The 14,061-nt window shown below is 64.8% G+C and carries 13 protein-coding genes; all 13 read right to left on the reverse strand.

The genetic code is table 11. From position 1 onward, the window contains the following. Positions 1-119: 119 nt before the first annotated feature. Entirely contained in the window at positions 120-890 is a 771-nt protein-coding gene (locus tag GRX31_RS02530; protein WP_016445682.1) for an endonuclease/exonuclease/phosphatase family protein, read from the reverse strand. A gap of 27 nt (positions 891-917) precedes the next feature. Next, positions 918-1,394 (reverse strand): dihydroneopterin triphosphate diphosphatase, encoded by a 477-nt coding sequence (gene nudB, locus GRX31_RS02535; RefSeq protein WP_160851347.1) that lies wholly within the window; start codon positions 1,392-1,394, stop codon positions 918-920. Positions 1,395-1,402: 8 nt separating this feature from the next. Next, the gene (locus GRX31_RS02540; protein ID WP_160851349.1) at positions 1,403-2,218 is read right to left on the reverse strand and encodes a CsgG/HfaB family protein; all 816 of its coding nucleotides are present in this window, start codon (positions 2,216-2,218) and stop codon (positions 1,403-1,405) included. Between the two features lie 78 nt (positions 2,219-2,296). Further along, positions 2,297-4,099: an aspartate--tRNA ligase gene (gene aspS / locus GRX31_RS02545; RefSeq protein ID WP_016445679.1), complete on the reverse strand. Its 1,803-nt coding sequence runs from the start codon at positions 4,097-4,099 to the stop codon at positions 2,297-2,299. A 41-nt stretch (positions 4,100-4,140) separates the two neighbouring features. Continuing rightward, a complete protein-coding gene (locus GRX31_RS02550; protein WP_016445678.1) occupies positions 4,141-4,764 on the reverse strand; it encodes a DUF502 domain-containing protein in 624 nt (207 codons plus the stop codon). A gap of 16 nt (positions 4,765-4,780) precedes the next feature. Continuing rightward, positions 4,781-5,098, reverse strand: coding sequence for an FmdB family zinc ribbon protein (locus tag GRX31_RS02555; protein WP_046983864.1), 318 nt, complete (start codon positions 5,096-5,098; stop codon positions 4,781-4,783). A gap of 219 nt (positions 5,099-5,317) precedes the next feature. Continuing rightward, the gene (locus tag GRX31_RS02560) at positions 5,318-7,669 is read right to left on the reverse strand and encodes a DUF7933 domain-containing protein (RefSeq protein ID WP_237426602.1); all 2,352 of its coding nucleotides are present in this window, start codon (positions 7,667-7,669) and stop codon (positions 5,318-5,320) included. Positions 7,670-7,845: 176 nt separating this feature from the next. Next, positions 7,846-9,294 (reverse strand): sodium:solute symporter family protein, encoded by a 1,449-nt coding sequence (locus tag GRX31_RS02565; protein WP_016445675.1) that lies wholly within the window; start codon positions 9,292-9,294, stop codon positions 7,846-7,848. A 58-nt stretch (positions 9,295-9,352) separates the two neighbouring features. Beyond that, positions 9,353-10,918, reverse strand: coding sequence for a ubiquinone biosynthesis regulatory protein kinase UbiB (ubiB, locus tag GRX31_RS02570; protein WP_016445674.1), 1,566 nt, complete (start codon positions 10,916-10,918; stop codon positions 9,353-9,355). Beyond that, positions 10,915-11,553, reverse strand: coding sequence for a ubiquinone biosynthesis accessory factor UbiJ (locus tag GRX31_RS02575; protein WP_043789765.1), 639 nt, complete (start codon positions 11,551-11,553; stop codon positions 10,915-10,917). The genes ubiB and GRX31_RS02575 overlap by 4 nt, the downstream gene beginning before the upstream one ends. 30 nt (positions 11,554-11,583) lie before the next feature. Further along, complete coding sequence (locus GRX31_RS02580; protein WP_016445672.1) at positions 11,584-12,606, reverse strand: Tim44 domain-containing protein; 1,023 nt, start codon at positions 12,604-12,606, stop codon at positions 11,584-11,586. A gap of 53 nt (positions 12,607-12,659) precedes the next feature. Beyond that, positions 12,660-13,391: a bifunctional demethylmenaquinone methyltransferase/2-methoxy-6-polyprenyl-1,4-benzoquinol methylase UbiE gene (ubiE, locus tag GRX31_RS02585; RefSeq protein WP_012207259.1), complete on the reverse strand. Its 732-nt coding sequence runs from the start codon at positions 13,389-13,391 to the stop codon at positions 12,660-12,662. A 239-nt stretch (positions 13,392-13,630) separates the two neighbouring features. Beyond that, positions 13,631-14,053, reverse strand: a complete 423-nt coding sequence (locus GRX31_RS02590; RefSeq protein WP_047217082.1) for a gamma-butyrobetaine hydroxylase-like domain-containing protein — start codon at positions 14,051-14,053, stop codon at positions 13,631-13,633. Between the last annotated feature and the right edge of the window lie 8 nt (positions 14,054-14,061).

The raw sequence follows: 14,061 nt of genomic DNA on the forward strand, positions 1-14,061 counted from the left end.
GTAACAGCGAAACCCGCAGCATGGCACGCAAGGGATTTTCCACCCAAACGCAGGTTCTGCCCGCCCCGAAAGCTATCAATTCGATAGCAAAAGAATGGCGTGTGTCAGAGCGGCCAGGGCTAGAGGCGGAATTCCGCAATCAGCGGCAGATGGTCCGACATGCGCCACCAGATACGCCCCTTGGGCACATGCAGGCCCAGCGGCGTGAGGCCGCGCACATAGACGTGGTCCAGCTGGGCCAGCGGCAGGCGCGAGGGATAGGTGGGCACGCTGGGCAATTCGTCGTATTCGTACAGGCCGAAACCGCCCAGCATGCGCTTGATCTGGCCACCCCAGTCGTTGAAGTCGCCAGCCACCACCACGGGCGCGCCGGGCGGCACCTCTCGCTCGATGAAGCGCTTGAGCTGGGAGACCTGGCGCACGCGGCTGCCGGGGATCAGCCCCAGGTGCACCACGATGGTGTGCACGCGCCGGTTCTGCACTTCCACCTCCACATGCAGCAGGCCACGCTGCTCGAAGCGGTGGTCGGAGATGTCCTCGTGCTGGTGGCCCACCACGGGCCAGCGGGTCAGCAGCGCGTTGCCGTGCTCGCCGTGGCGGGTGTAGGCGTTGGTGCGGTAGACGGCCTCATAGCCCAGGGGAGCCAGATACTCCGCCTGCGAGACCTGGGGCCAGCGCTCGAAGTACGCGGCCTCCTTGTGGTTCATCTTGCGCACTTCCTGCAGGCAGACGATGTCGGCATCGAGCTGCTCCACGGCGTGGCCCAGGTTGTGGATTTCAAGGCGGCGCGCGGGACCCATGCCCTGCACGCCCTTGTGGATGTTGTAGGTCGCGACGCGCAGTATCGACGGGCCGGGGTCCACCTGATGGGAATTCGCGTTTTCAGTCATGGCGGTTCGGGAACGCAGGTGAGGGGTTCAGTCCGGCTTCGTTGGGGAAAAACGTGGAAGCAGCAAGATGGCCTCCGCATTGGACGGTGAATAGCAGCGCTGGGCAGCCTCACGCCAATGATGCCAAGCAGATGCGGTATGTTCCCTCGGATTCAAGAACACAGGGGTGTAGGACGGAATCCGCAGCCCGAAAACCCTCTCGCGGTTGTGCCATACACCGGGCGCATAGCGGTGCTGCCAGGCAGGGTAGATGGTGTAGATGTTCTCCAGCACCCAGTCCTGCAGCAGGCAGCCGGGCGCCTCGGCATCGATGCCGGTTTCTTCCCGCACCTCGCGCACCGCGGTCTCGCGCCAGGACTCGCCCTCATGGTCCTTGCTGCCCGTCACCGACTGCCAGAACTCCCCGCCCTCAGGCGCCGGTGCCGTGCGGCGCATCAGCAGCACCTGGCCGTCATCACGGTAGATGACGACCAGCACCGACTCGGGGATCTTGTGGCCGGCCATGGCTGGCCTCAGCTCCTGCCCTGCCCGGCCTTGGTGGCCACCGGCGGTGGCAGCTCCTTGGCCTGCAGCGCGCGCACCTGGAAGACCAGCTGGTTGTGCGCATCCAGAAAGGCAGCGGCGATGACCTTGCCCTCGTTGGTATTGCTCCAGCCCGCACCCGCAGCGCCCAGGCGGCCCAGCACCATGCCGCCCACGCCCAGATCGGTGGTGCGGGCTGCACCCGTGGCAGCGGCCACCTGCTCGGTGGTTTCGTTGTCCGACAGCAGCAGCGCGGTCTGCGCCTCCTTGAACTTGACCTGCTCGACCAGGCCGGCCAGCCCTGCAATGTCTCGCAGCACCGGGATCATGGCGACCACGCCGGCCAGCCCGCGGCCCGCGTCCTGCTCGCTGAAGGTCAGGCTGGGCGTCAGCGTGTACTGGGCCTCGTAGCCCCGGCCCTTGCGCACCGTGGAGTTCTCGCGCAGCACGCCGGAATTCTTCAGGTCCTGCTCCTGCACCGTGCCGCGCAGGCCCGCTCCCCGGTCCACCACGCGAAAGCACCCGCTTTGCTGGGCCAGCAGCTTGACCAGCGGAACGGGCGAGGCCGGCAGCTGATAGCCCGAGCCCATGACGTAGCCGTTGGGATTCTCGGCCAGGGCCAGCGTGGCCACGGGCGCATCGCAGCGCACGAGTTCGCGCGACCCGTTGTTCGCCCCCAGCGGCCCGGCAGAGCCCGTGATCTCCGAACCGCCCTGCCCCAGCTCGGTCTTCTTCTCGCCGCAACCGGACAGGCCCAGCCCTGCCGACACCGCCAGCGCCACCGATGCAATGCCTTGAAAACGCATGAAAGCTCTCCGCAAAAAGAAAAACGGCAGAAGCTGCGCCAGCTCCTGCCGTTCCTGTCAAGCCGTGAAGCCTGCTCCTCAGCCCTGCGTGGCCGCCAGCGGATTGCGCAGGCGGATGTGCAGCTCGCGCAGCTGCTTTTCGTCCACGGGCGAAGGTGCCTGCGTCAGCAGGTCCTGGGCGCGCTGGGTCTTGGGGAAGGCGATCACGTCGCGGATGGAGTCGGCGCCCGTCATCAGCGTGATCAGGCGGTCCAGGCCGAAGGCCAGGCCGCCGTGCGGGGGGGCGCCGTACTGCAGCGCGTCCAGCAGGTAGCCGAACTTGGCGCGTGCGTCTTCGGGCGAGATCTTGAGCGCGTCAAACACCTTGCTCTGCACGTCGGCGCGGTGGATACGCACCGAGCCGCCGCCCAGCTCCCAGCCGTTCAGGACCATGTCGTAGGCCTTGGCCAGGCAGTTGCCCGGATCGGTGACCATGAGTTCCTCGTGGCCATCCTTGGGCGAGGTGAACGGGTGGTGCACGGCCGCCCAGCGGTCGTTTTCCTCGTCGTGCTCGAACATGGGGAAGTCCACCACCCACAGCGGCGCCCAGCGGTCCTCGAACAGGCCGTTGGCCTTGCCGAAGTCGCTGTGGCCCACCTTCAGGCGCAGCGCGCCGATGGAGTCGTTGACGATCTTTTCCTTGTCGGCGCCGAAGAAGATGAGGTCGCCGTCCTGTGCACCCGTGCGCTTGAGGATTTCGGCAAGGGCTGCGTCATGCAGGTTCTTGACGATGGGCGACTGCAGGCCATCGCGGCCCTTGGCCACTTCGTTGACCTTGATCCAGGCCAGGCCCTTGGCGCCGTAGATCTTGACGAATTCGGTGTACTGGTCGATCTCGCCGCGCGAGATCTGCGAGCCGCCCGGCACGCGCAGTGCCACCACGCGGCCGCCCTTGGTCGTGGCGGGCGTGGAGAACACCTTGAAGTCCACGTCCTTCATGACCTCGGTCAGTTCGGTGAACTCGAGCTTGACGCGCAGGTCGGGCTTGTCCGAGCCGAAGCGGAAGGCCGCTTCCTGGTACGTCATCATCGGGAACTCGCCCAGATCCACGTTCAGCTGGGTCTTGAAGACCTCGGTGATCATGCGCTGGAAGATGGCGCGGATTTCCTCTTCGCCCAGGAACGAGGTCTCGCAGTCGATCTGCGTGAACTCGGGCTGGCGGTCGGCGCGCAGGTCTTCGTCGCGGAAGCACTTGGTGATCTGGTAGTAGCGGTCGTAGCCGGCCACCATCAGCATCTGCTTGTACAGCTGGGGCGACTGCGGAAGGGCGAAGAACTCGCCGTCGTGCACGCGGCTGGGCACCAGGTAGTCGCGCGCGCCTTCGGGCGTGCTCTTGCCCAGCATGGGCGTTTCGATATCGATGAAGCCTTCCTTGTCCAGGAAGTTGCGCACCTGGATGGCCGTGCGGTAGCGCAGCATCATGTTGCGCTGCATGTAGGGGCGGCGCAGGTCCAGCACGCGGTTGGTCAGGCGCACGGTCTCGGACAGGTTCTCGTCGTCCAGCTGGAACGGCGGGGTGACCGAGGCGTTGAGCACGTTCAGCTCATGGCACAGCACTTCGATCTGGCCGCTCTTGAGCTTGTCGTTGGTCGTGCCTTCGGGACGTGCGCGCACCAGGCCCTTGACCTGCACGCAGAACTCGTTGCGCAGGCCTTCGGCGGTCTTGAACATCTCGGCGCGATCGGGATCGCAGACCACCTGCACATAGCCTTCGCGGTCGCGCAGGTCGATGAAGATCACACCGCCATGGTCGCGGCGACGGTTCACCCAGCCGCACAGGGTAACGGTTTCGCCCATCAGGGCTTCGGTCACGAGACCGCAGTAGTGGGAGCGCATGGCCATGATGAAAAGCTTCCTGCGCCCGGCAAGGGCGCGACAGTTTGTTATTTGGGTTCCGCGGGCACTGCGAGATCCGGTGGAGTCACCACGCCCATGGAAACAATGTACTTGAGCGCGGCATCCACGCTCATTTCCAGTTCGATGCAATCGCTCTTGCGAACGATGACGAAATAGCCGCCCGTAGGGTTGGGCGTGGTCGGCACGAAGACGCTCAGGTATTCGTCGCGCAGGTAGGCGGCAACCTCCCCGCTGGGCGAGCCGGTGACGAAGGCCACGGTCCAGACGCCTTCACGCGGCCACTGCACCAGCACGGCGGTGCGAAACGCATTGCCGCTGTCCGAGAACACGGTATCGGACACCTGCTTGACGCTGGAATAGATGGAGCGCACCACAGGAATGCGGCTGACCACCGCATCGCCCCAGGACACGAGCTTGCGGCCGATGAAGTTGCTGGCAGCCGCACCGACCACGAGCAGGATCAGCAGCGTCAGCACGACACCGAAGCCGGGGATATGGAAGCCCAGCAACCGATCCGGATGCCAGGCCTCGGGCAGGATGGTCAGCGTCTGGTCGAGCGTGCCGATGATCCAGTTGAGCACGCCCAGCGTGATCACCAGCGGAACGATCACCAGCAGGCCGGCGAACAGCCATTTGCGCAGAGCGGACATGAAATGCAAGCCTTGATCAATAGGCCGTTGCGGGCGCGGAGGCAGATGCAGGGGCCGCAGCGGGCGCGGACGCAGTTGCCGCTGGTGCGGCAGAAGTATCCGAGGCAGGAGCATCGGCTGCGGGAGCCGGTGCGGCGGCGCTCTTGCCACCGCTGTTCTTGAAGTCGGTCGCATACCAGCCCGAGCCCTTGAGCTGGAAGCCGGCAGCTGTCAGCTGCTTGGAGAAGGTCTCGGCCCCGCAGGCCGGACAGGTCGTCAGCGGGGCATCCGAGATTTTCCGCAGCACGTCCTTGGCATGACCGCAGGAGCCACACTTGTATGCATAAATAGGCATGGCGCTAATGCTAATACGAGGGAAGATGCAAAACTTTCGATTATAGGCATCCGTCCGATACTGCGGCTGTCTCAAGCCCAATGGCCCAGGCGGGGCAGGCCACAAGGCGCGCGTACAGGGCCGGCAACTGGTGGCCTCCAATGAGAAATGCCAGTCGCGGAGACTGGCATTCCATCAGGCCCGACCGCCCCCGCTGCCGGGGGCTTGCCGCATCCGTGCTCAGCGCCGTACCCGGCCTCGCTGCGTTCCCAGGCCCGCCAGCATGACGGCCAGGCCCATCAGCACCAGGGCAGGCACCCCGGTGGCGGGGACCGGCTCCGGCGCCAACGCGGCAGCAACCACCAACTCCTGGTCACGCGAATTGTTGGCCGGCTCCGGGTCCGTGGTTCCACTGACTGCCGTCACGGTGGCTGTGAGGCTGCCCTGCGTGGTGGGCGTGAAGCTCACCGTGCAGGCAATGCTTGCACCCGAGGCCAGCGGCGTGCCTGTCGGCACCGCAGGCGTGCATGAGGTGCTGGCATCTGCCGGCAGCCCTGCGATGGAACAATTGGCAAAGGCCGCCGCATTGGGGCCGGCATTCGTGCAGACGAAAGAGCCCTTCACGGGAACACCCACGTTGGCGGTGGCCGGCAGCGTGACGCTGGTGGCCTGCATGTCGGCCCGCTCCACGGGGTTGAAGGGGTGGGCCTTGGTGTTGTTGGCCGGCACCGGATCCACCGTGCTGCTGCTCGCCGTCACCAAGGCCGCGATGGTGCCCGTTGTGGTGGGCGTGAACTGCACCGTGCAGGCAATGCTGCCGCCCGATGCCAATGGCGAGGCCGTGGGAACGCTGGGTGTGCAGGACGTGGTCGCCCCGGCGGGCAGGCCGGAGATCACGCACGAGGCCGCCAAGGCCTCACTGGGGCCGGCATTGGTGCAGCTGAAGCTGCCGGACACCGGCGCGCCCACCGTCATGGTCGCGGGAAGCGTGATGGAGGTGGCCTGCATGTCGGCCCGCTCCCCGACGCTGTAGGAGCGCGAGGTCGTATTGTTGGCAGGCATCGGATCCGGCGTGCCGCTGCCGGCAGTGACCAGGGCCGTGAATATTCCGCCCGCTGTGGGTGTGAAGGCCACCGTGCAGTCAATGACGGAGCCCGAAGCCAGCGGCGATCCTGTAGGAACGCTGGGTGTGCAGGACGTGGTCGCCCCGGCGGGCAGGCCGGAGATCACGCACGAGGCCGCCGTGGCCTCACTGGGGCCGGCATTGGTGCAGCTGAAGCTGCCGGATACTGGTGCGCCCACCGTCATGGTCGTGGGAAGCGTGATGGAGGTGGCCTGCATGTCGGCCGTTGGCTCAACCGCCAGCACAACCAGTGTGGCCGGCTGGTTCAGGCCGATCAGGGAGAGGTTGGAAGGACCGTTGGTGAAGCTGCCTGTCGCGGTCGGACGCACGTCGAGGCTCACCTCGCAAAAGGCGGCGCCCTGGGCCAGGTCTCCGTTGGACACAGTCACGGTACTGCCCCCTGCTGCTGCCTGCACGTTCGTGCCGGGGCAGGTGGTGCTGGCATTGCCCTCGACAACCAGTCCTGCAGGCAGGTTGTCGGTAAACGACCAGCCTTGCTTGCGCAGCAGATCGGTCGTATTGGTGATGGTCATGGTCAACCGGGAGACCTGCCCGAGTTGGATGCTGGCAGGCGAGAAGGCCTTGTCCAGCTGCGGCGTCACGTCGATGATCTGCGCGTTGTCGATCGACGAATCGTTGCCCATGGAGCTGGTCTGTTCATTGCGGAGAACAAACCCGACAGAGTTCCCGCTGAAGAGCAGGGCTCCGGGAGAGGTAACTGTCTGGGCCTTGGCCGTTTGGATGATCCCAATACCGATAGGTATCGTATTGAACGACACACCATCCACGCATGGGTCGACAGCGTTCATGGAGATGGGCAGTTCCGCATTAGCATCATTGACAAGAGAAAAACGCAGCAACGGAGCGACGAATCCTGACGAGCAGAAGTTCGCCACCACATCGGCACGGGCCGTGAGGAACCTGCTGTCGGAACTTTGCGGAATATTGGCCTTGGTGCGAAAGGCAATTGCGCCAGCAGGATAGGTCCCATTCGCTGTAAGCATCGCCATGACGTGATTTTTGACCGCATCCGCCGCACTCTGGCCCTGATAGCGCCCTGCGACCTCCGCCATCTGCTGCAGGCTGTTCCAATTGCCTTGTGAACCGCAGGCCGCACTCATCGTCGCCGAAGTTGGATCCTGGTTGAAGGACGTGACTATGCCATTGCACTGGTTGGCACTCATCTGGTACAGCGAGTCGGCGGTATACATCTGCCCCGCAGGGGCCGCGCCCTGGTAGGCCAGCAGATCCCGCCCCTCCGTGGCGATGGGGGGTGTCTGCGGGTTTTCGAAATCCTCGCTCCAGACGATGACCGGCGCGACCGGGATCCTCGGTGCAGCCATTGCCACCTGGCCGCACAGGGCTGGCACAAGCAAGGCGCCTCCAAGCCCTCCCCATCGCAATCGGACGCCGGCAGCAGTCCGCAGCCTCAGCCGGCAAGTCTTCGCAATCAGTTCCAGTGTTCTCATGACAGTGCTTCCTCCCAAGCGTTTGATTTCGGAGGTCCGCCGTACTGTCAGGATCTGTGCTTCATACCGCACATGTCAGCATCTTGGGACCTCCATGATCCCAAGCGCCAACTTTATAGAAAATAACTATCGATAATTGTGATCAATTGTTTTCCAGGTCACATTCAGGCATGCGTTTACCTTTCGGGCCTGAACTCAAGAATGTCTGCGCTGCGATTGGCCAGCCACTGGGGTGCCAGTGACCCGGCCAACATCCCCGTCACAGCCGCCAGCAGTCCCGCCAATTGCTGCGGAAATGCCTCGTGCAAAGCCGGCGTGGCCATGAAGACCACCCACACGCCAATGCCCAGTGCCACGGCGCAAATGGCGCCCTGCGTGGTGGCGCGCTTCCAGTACAGCCCGAAGACCAGCGGCACGAAGGCACCGACCAGCGGCACCTGGTAGGCGCTGGAGACCAACTCATAGATGGGCGTTCCTTCCATCTTGATCGAGTAGGCCAGCACGCAGATGCTGAAGACGAGCACGCTGATGCGCATGGCCAGCAGCATTTCCCGGTCGCTGGCCTGGGTGCGGAACTGGCGCCAGATGTTCTCGGTGAAAGTCACGCTGGGTGCCAGCAACGTGGCCGAGGCACAGGACTTGATGGCCGACAGCAGCGCGCCAAAGAACAGCACCTGCATGACGAAGGGCATCTTGTCCATGACCAGGGTGGGCAACACCTTCTGCGGGTCCTGCCCGAGCAGTTCCGCCGCCTCCTGCGGCATGATGATCAGCGCGCTGGTCACCAGGAACATGGGCACGAAGGCAAAGAAGATATAGGCCGTGCCGCCGATGACGGTACCGCGCGTGGCGGCCTTTTCGCTGTTGGCCGACATCACGCGCTGGAACACGTCCTGCTGGGGGATGGAGCCCAGCATCATGGTGATGGCTGCGCCAAAGAAGAAGAGGATGTCATGCCAGCTGGGTTCGGGCCAGAACTGGAACAGGTCGCGGCTCACGGCCAAGTCGATGACCTTGTCGGCACCACCGGCCATGTCGCCCGCAAACCAGGCCAGCACCACGAGTCCGACCACGAGGATGATCATCTGCAGGAAATCGGTCACGGCCACCGACCACATGCCGCCGAACAGCGTGTAGGCCAGGATGGACACCACGCCGATGGCCATGCCCACGGGAATGCTGACCGTGCCGCCCGACAGCAGGTTGAAAACCAGGCCCAGCGCCGTGACCTGGGCCGAGACCCAGCCCAGGTAGCTGAGCATGATGATCAGCGAGCAGACGATCTCGATAGAGCGCCCATAGCGGTGGCGGTAGTAGTCGCTGATGGTCAGCAGCGTCATGCGGTACAGCTTGCCCGCGAAGAACAAGCCCACCAGGATCAGGCACATGCCCGCGCCGAACGGGTCCTCGACCACGCCGCGCAGGCCGCCCTCGATGAACTTGGCGGGCACGCCCAGCACGATCTCCGAGCCGAACCACGTGGCAAACGTGGTGGTGATGATCATGTACATGGGCAGATGGCGCCCGGCAATTGCAAAGTCGGCCGTGTTCTTGACCCGTCTGGCCGCCCACAGGCCAATGGCTATGGTCACGAACAGGTAGGCGATCACCATTGAGAGCAGCACGCTGGCACTCCTGATTCAAAGTGGGAAAAGTCAGAGGGCTTGAAACCCGTCGGTGTTCTCAGTACCAGCGCAGGCGCACCACCAGTTGCAGCAGGATCAGCGCGATCACAAAGCCTATGCCCGCGCTGACGATGGCCTGAAGCAGGCGGTTGGTGAGCTTTTGCTGCTGCAGCAGTTCCTTGAGCAGTTCGTCGTGCTCGCCAGAGTTGCGCGTGAGCCGGCGATGGATCAGGCGCGGCAGCTCGGGAATGAGCTTGGCGTAGCGCGGCGCCTCGGCCTGCAGCTCGCGCCACAGCCGCTGCGGGCCCATCTGGTCCAGCATCCATTTTTCGAGGAAGGGCTTGGCGGTGCTCCACAGGTCCAGATTGGGGTCCAGCTGGCGGCCCAGGCCTTCGATGTTGAGCAGCGTCTTTTGCAGCAGCACCAGCTGCGGCTGGATCTCGACATGGAAGCGGCGCGAGGTCTGGAACAGGCGCATCAGCACCATGCCCAGCGAGATCTCTGCCAACGGACGGTCGAAATACGGCTCGCACACCGCGCGGATGGCGGCTTCCAGCTCGTCCACGCGCGTGCTCGGCGGCACCCAGCCGCTTTCGATGTGCAGCTCGGCAACGCGCTTGTAGTCGCGGCGGAAGAACGCCGTGAAGTTCTGCGCCAGGTATTCCTTGTCGTACTCGGTCAGCGTGCCGACGATGCCGAAGTCCAGCGAGATGTAGCGCCCGAAGGTCTCGGGCTCCAGGCTGACCATGATGTTGCCCGGGTGCATGTCGGCGTGAAAGAAACCGTCGCGGAACACCTGGGTGAAGAAGATGGTCACGCCGTCGCGTGCGAGCTTGGGGATGTCGACCCCGGCCTCGCGCAAGCGCTCGACCTGGCTGATGGGCACGCCCTTCATGCGCTGCATGACCATCACGTCGTTGCGGCAGAAATCCCAGTACACCTCGGGGATCAGCACCAGGTCCAGGCCTTCCATGTTGCGGCGCAGCTGCGCGGCGTTGGAGGCTTCGCGGATCAGGTCCAGCTCGTCGTGCAGGTAGTTGTCGAACTCGGCCACGACCTGGCGGGGCTTGAGGCGCTTGCCGTCGGCCGACAGGCGCTCGACCCAGCGCGCCATCATGTGCATGAGCGCCAGGTCCTTGTCGATCACGGCCTTCATGCCCGGGCGCAGCACCTTGACGGCCACATCGCGCTGCACGCCGTTGCGGTCGCTGATCACGGCAAAGTGCACCTGCGCGATGGAGGCACTGGCCACCGGCTCGCGCTCGAAGCTCACGAAGATCTGGTCCAGCTTCTTGCGGAAGGCACGCTCTATGGTGTCCACCGCAATCTGCGAATCGAAGGGCGGCACGCGGTCCTGCAACCGGGCCAGCTCCTCGGCCACGTCGGGCGGCATCAGGTCGCTGCGCGTGGACAGCACCTGACCGAACTTCACGAAGATGGGGCCCAGCTCCTCCAGCGCCTCGCGCAGGCGCTGGCCGCGCGGCTTGTCCAGCCGGCGGCCCAGGGTGAGCACCGCGCGTGCGCGGCGCATCCAGGGATGCTCGAAGCTCGACAGCACCAGCTCGTCGAGTCCGTAGCGGAACACCACCCAGAGGATGGTCAGCCCGCGAAGAAACCGGCTCATGGCTTGTCGTTCTCGAAACCGGGCAGGGACACCACGGGGGAACCAACGGGCGCGCTGGCGGGCGCTGCCGAACGTGCGGCTTCAGGGGCGGGGGCATCGGCATCGGGCTTGCCGGCCATGCGGGTGCCCACGAACTGGCGCAGTGCCTGGGCAGCGCTGCGGGCCACCTTGGCCACGGTGTGCGCGGGCGCATCGCCGATGATGCGGGCGAGGTCTTCCTCCACATCCCATTCGACGTGGTCCACCAGCCAGTTGATGTCGGCGGCCAGTTGCACGTCGCCTTCGATGCGGATGGAGGGCTTGTCGCCGCGCAGGGCCACCTGGGCCAGGGCCAGTGCGGAGGTCTCGGTCACTTCGAGCAGCAGATCGGGCTGCGCGTCTTCAGGCGCCACGTTGAACAGGCCGGCCGGCGTGATCTGCAGGGCCATGGAGTAGCCGCGCCACTGCACGCGCGCCACGCGGCCCTTTTGCCGCACCAGGCGCTCGGTGGCCTCCTTTTCCTGCATCAGCACATGGTTGAGGAACAGCACGATGCGCTGATGCACCTCGCTGACCAGCCATTGCGGCGGTTGCGGGCCGGCCATCACGCGTTCCATGAGGCCGTTCAGGAAAGAAAAAGGGGACTGTGTTGCCATAGTCCCCGATTATTCCCGAAGTGAGAGGAATTACTGCAATGCCTGGACTCCGGCGACCAGCCATCCGCTGCTGCCGCTCTTGGGCTTGGTCATGTTCCAGACTTCGCGGAAGGGCGTGGGACCTGCCGAGGCGTCTTCGCGGATCATGCCCGAGAATTCCACGCTGGCCATATAGTCATTGCCCAGGTCCTCGATGCCCAGCAGTTGGGCGTCGATCATGACCACGTCGGTCTGGTTGGGCTGGCCGGGACGCTGGGCCTCGCGTTCGCTGAGCTGGCCACGGATCTCGGTCAGCATCTCGTCGGTCATCATGGCGCGCAGCGACGCGATGTCGGAGCGGTCCCAGGCCGATTGCAGCGTGACGAAGTTGCGCTTGGCAGCGGTGAGGAAGCCCTCGGTATCGAAGCCTTCAGGCACACCCCAGTTCTGCGAGCCTGCCAGGGCCGAGCCGATCTGCACGCCGGAGCCCGAGCCTGCAGCCAGGGCGGCCGGCTGATGGTTCTGCTCCCAGGGGCGGGCCGATGCGTCGTTGCCGACCTTCTCGGGGTTGTACTGGCGTGCCAGCGGTGCACTGTCCACGTTGCCACCGATATTGCCGGCACCGGCAGGCGCTGCGTTCTGGAAGGCAAAGGGGCTGGACGATGCCTGCTGCGCGCCAGCCGCTGCACGGCGCGAACGCATGACCATGCCCACCACCACCATGATGACCAGGGCCAGCAGGCCGATCAGCAGGAACTGGCCGAAGGCGGCGCCCAGGCCCAGCGAGCTCGCCAGCCAGGCCAGGCCCAGGCCAGCGGCCAGGCCGCCAAGCATGGCGCCCCAGGGCTTCTTGGCGGGAGCGGCTGCCGGTGCAGTGGCCGGCTTGCCTGCAGCGTTCTGTGTGGCGGCGTTCTGCGGCGGCGTGTTCTGTGTCGGCGCGCGCGCGGCTTCACGCTGCGTCACGTTGCTCGACTGCTTGCCCACCGATCCGCCACCGCCCATGCGCTTGGCGTCGGCCGTGCCGTGGACCACCACCAGCATCGCGACCAAGACCATAGACCATAGCTTTTTCATGTCATCTCCTCGAATAATCGTGTTGCCGTCACCTCACCGAGCACCTCACGCGCTCAGCACTTGATTCCCACATGCAGCGCGGCAATGCCGCCCGTCATGTTGTGATAGTCCACATGGCCGAAGCCGCATTCCTGCATCAGGCGCTTGAGATCTTCCTGGCCGGGGTGCATGCGGATGGACTCGGCCAGATAGCGGTAGCTGGCGTCATCGCCCGCCACGAGCTTGCCCATGGCCGGAAGAATCTTGAAGGAGTACCAGTCGTAGGCTTTCTCCAGGGGCTTGGCCACCTTGGAGAATTCCAGCACCAGCAGCTTGCCGCCGGGGCGCAGGACGCGGTTCATTTCCTTGAGCGCCGCATCCTTGTGCGTCATGTTGCGCAGGCCGAAGGCCACGCTGACCAGATCGAAATGGTTGTCCGGAAACGGCAGGGCCTCGGCATCGCAGACCATGGTGGGCAGGATCACGCCCTTGTTGATCAGCCGGTCCCGGCCCACGCGCAGCATGGCTTCGTTGATGTCGGTGTGCACCACCTGGCCGGTGGAGCCGACCTTCTTGGCGAAGGCCAGGGCCAGGTCGCCCGTGCCGCCCGCGATGTCCAGCGCCTTGTCGCCTTCCTTGAGGTTGGCCACCATCACCGTATAGGCCTTCCAGGCACGGTGCAGACCACCCGACATCAGGTCGTTCATGACGTCGTAGCGCGAAGCGACCGAGTCGAACACGCCGCGCACGCGGCTGGCCTTCTCGCGCTCGTCCACCGACTGGAATCCGAAATGTGTGGTGCTCATAACAACGATGCTAAGCAAGCAGTAGTAATGCGTACAGCGACAACCCCGTGTGGCCACGGGCTTTGCCGGGCAAGGGTTATCAAGAACAAACAGCTTGAAACGCCTTCAAACAAAGACTTTCAAGCTATTTTTAATATAGCACCACCCCCAATAACCCTGTGCTGTGCAAAGGTCCTGAATGTGGCGCTGTGGGAACGGCGCGGCAGACGCCGCGCCCCGGCCCCTGCATGCGTACTGCGTCAGTGGCTGCCGCAGCCGTGCCCGCCGCCGCCGGCCTTGCCGGGCATGGGCGTGTCGCGGTCCATGCCGGACTCCTGTAGCCGGTCCAGGTACTGCGCCCAGAACTCGTCCTGGCGGCGGCCCAGTTCGTAGAGGTATTCCCAGGTGTACAGGCCGCTTTCATGCCCGTCGCTGAAGAAGGGCTTGATGGCGTAGTTGCCCACGGGCTCGATGGCCGTGATGGCCACGTCGCGCTTGCCGGTCTGCAGCACTTCCTGGCCCGGGCCATGGCCTTGCACCTCGGCCGAGGGGGAGTACACGCGCAGCAGCTCGAAGGGAATGCGAAAGCTTGCGCCATCGGAATAGGCCACTTCCAGCACGCGCGATGCGCCGTGCACGGTCAGGGCTTCGGGAGTTGGGGTGTCAGGGGTCAGGCCGGCCATGCGGTGCT

The sequence above is a fragment of the Delftia sp. CH05 genome (genome assembly GCF_009827015.1).
In the GTDB taxonomy this organism is placed as follows: domain Bacteria; phylum Pseudomonadota; class Gammaproteobacteria; order Burkholderiales; family Burkholderiaceae_C; genus Comamonas; species Comamonas tsuruhatensis.

Excerpts from the sequence above, each read along its gene's own strand:
- GRX31_RS02530 (WP_016445682.1), bottom strand. The coding sequence starts at position 890 with ATGACTGAAAACGCGAATTCCCATCAGGTGGACCCCGGCCCGTCGATA.
- GRX31_RS02575 (WP_043789765.1), bottom strand. The coding sequence starts at position 11,553 with ATGGCAACACAGTCCCCTTTTTCTTTCCTGAACGGCCTCATGGAACGC.
- aspS (WP_016445679.1), bottom strand. The coding sequence starts at position 4,099 with ATGGCCATGCGCTCCCACTACTGCGGTCTCGTGACCGAAGCCCTGATG.
- nudB (WP_160851347.1), bottom strand. The coding sequence starts at position 1,394 with ATGGCCGGCCACAAGATCCCCGAGTCGGTGCTGGTCGTCATCTACCGT.
- GRX31_RS02550 (WP_016445678.1), bottom strand. The coding sequence starts at position 4,764 with ATGTCCGCTCTGCGCAAATGGCTGTTCGCCGGCCTGCTGGTGATCGTT.
- ubiB (WP_016445674.1), bottom strand. The coding sequence starts at position 10,918 with ATGAGCCGGTTTCTTCGCGGGCTGACCATCCTCTGGGTGGTGTTCCGC.
- GRX31_RS02555 (WP_046983864.1), bottom strand. The coding sequence starts at position 5,098 with ATGCCTATTTATGCATACAAGTGTGGCTCCTGCGGTCATGCCAAGGAC.
- GRX31_RS02560 (WP_237426602.1), bottom strand. The coding sequence starts at position 7,669 with ATGAGAACACTGGAACTGATTGCGAAGACTTGCCGGCTGAGGCTGCGG.
- GRX31_RS02540 (WP_160851349.1), bottom strand. The coding sequence starts at position 2,218 with ATGCGTTTTCAAGGCATTGCATCGGTGGCGCTGGCGGTGTCGGCAGGG.
- ubiE (WP_012207259.1), bottom strand. The coding sequence starts at position 13,391 with ATGAGCACCACACATTTCGGATTCCAGTCGGTGGACGAGCGCGAGAAG.
- GRX31_RS02590 (WP_047217082.1), bottom strand. The coding sequence starts at position 14,053 with ATGGCCGGCCTGACCCCTGACACCCCAACTCCCGAAGCCCTGACCGTG.
- GRX31_RS02580 (WP_016445672.1), bottom strand. The coding sequence starts at position 12,606 with ATGAAAAAGCTATGGTCTATGGTCTTGGTCGCGATGCTGGTGGTGGTC.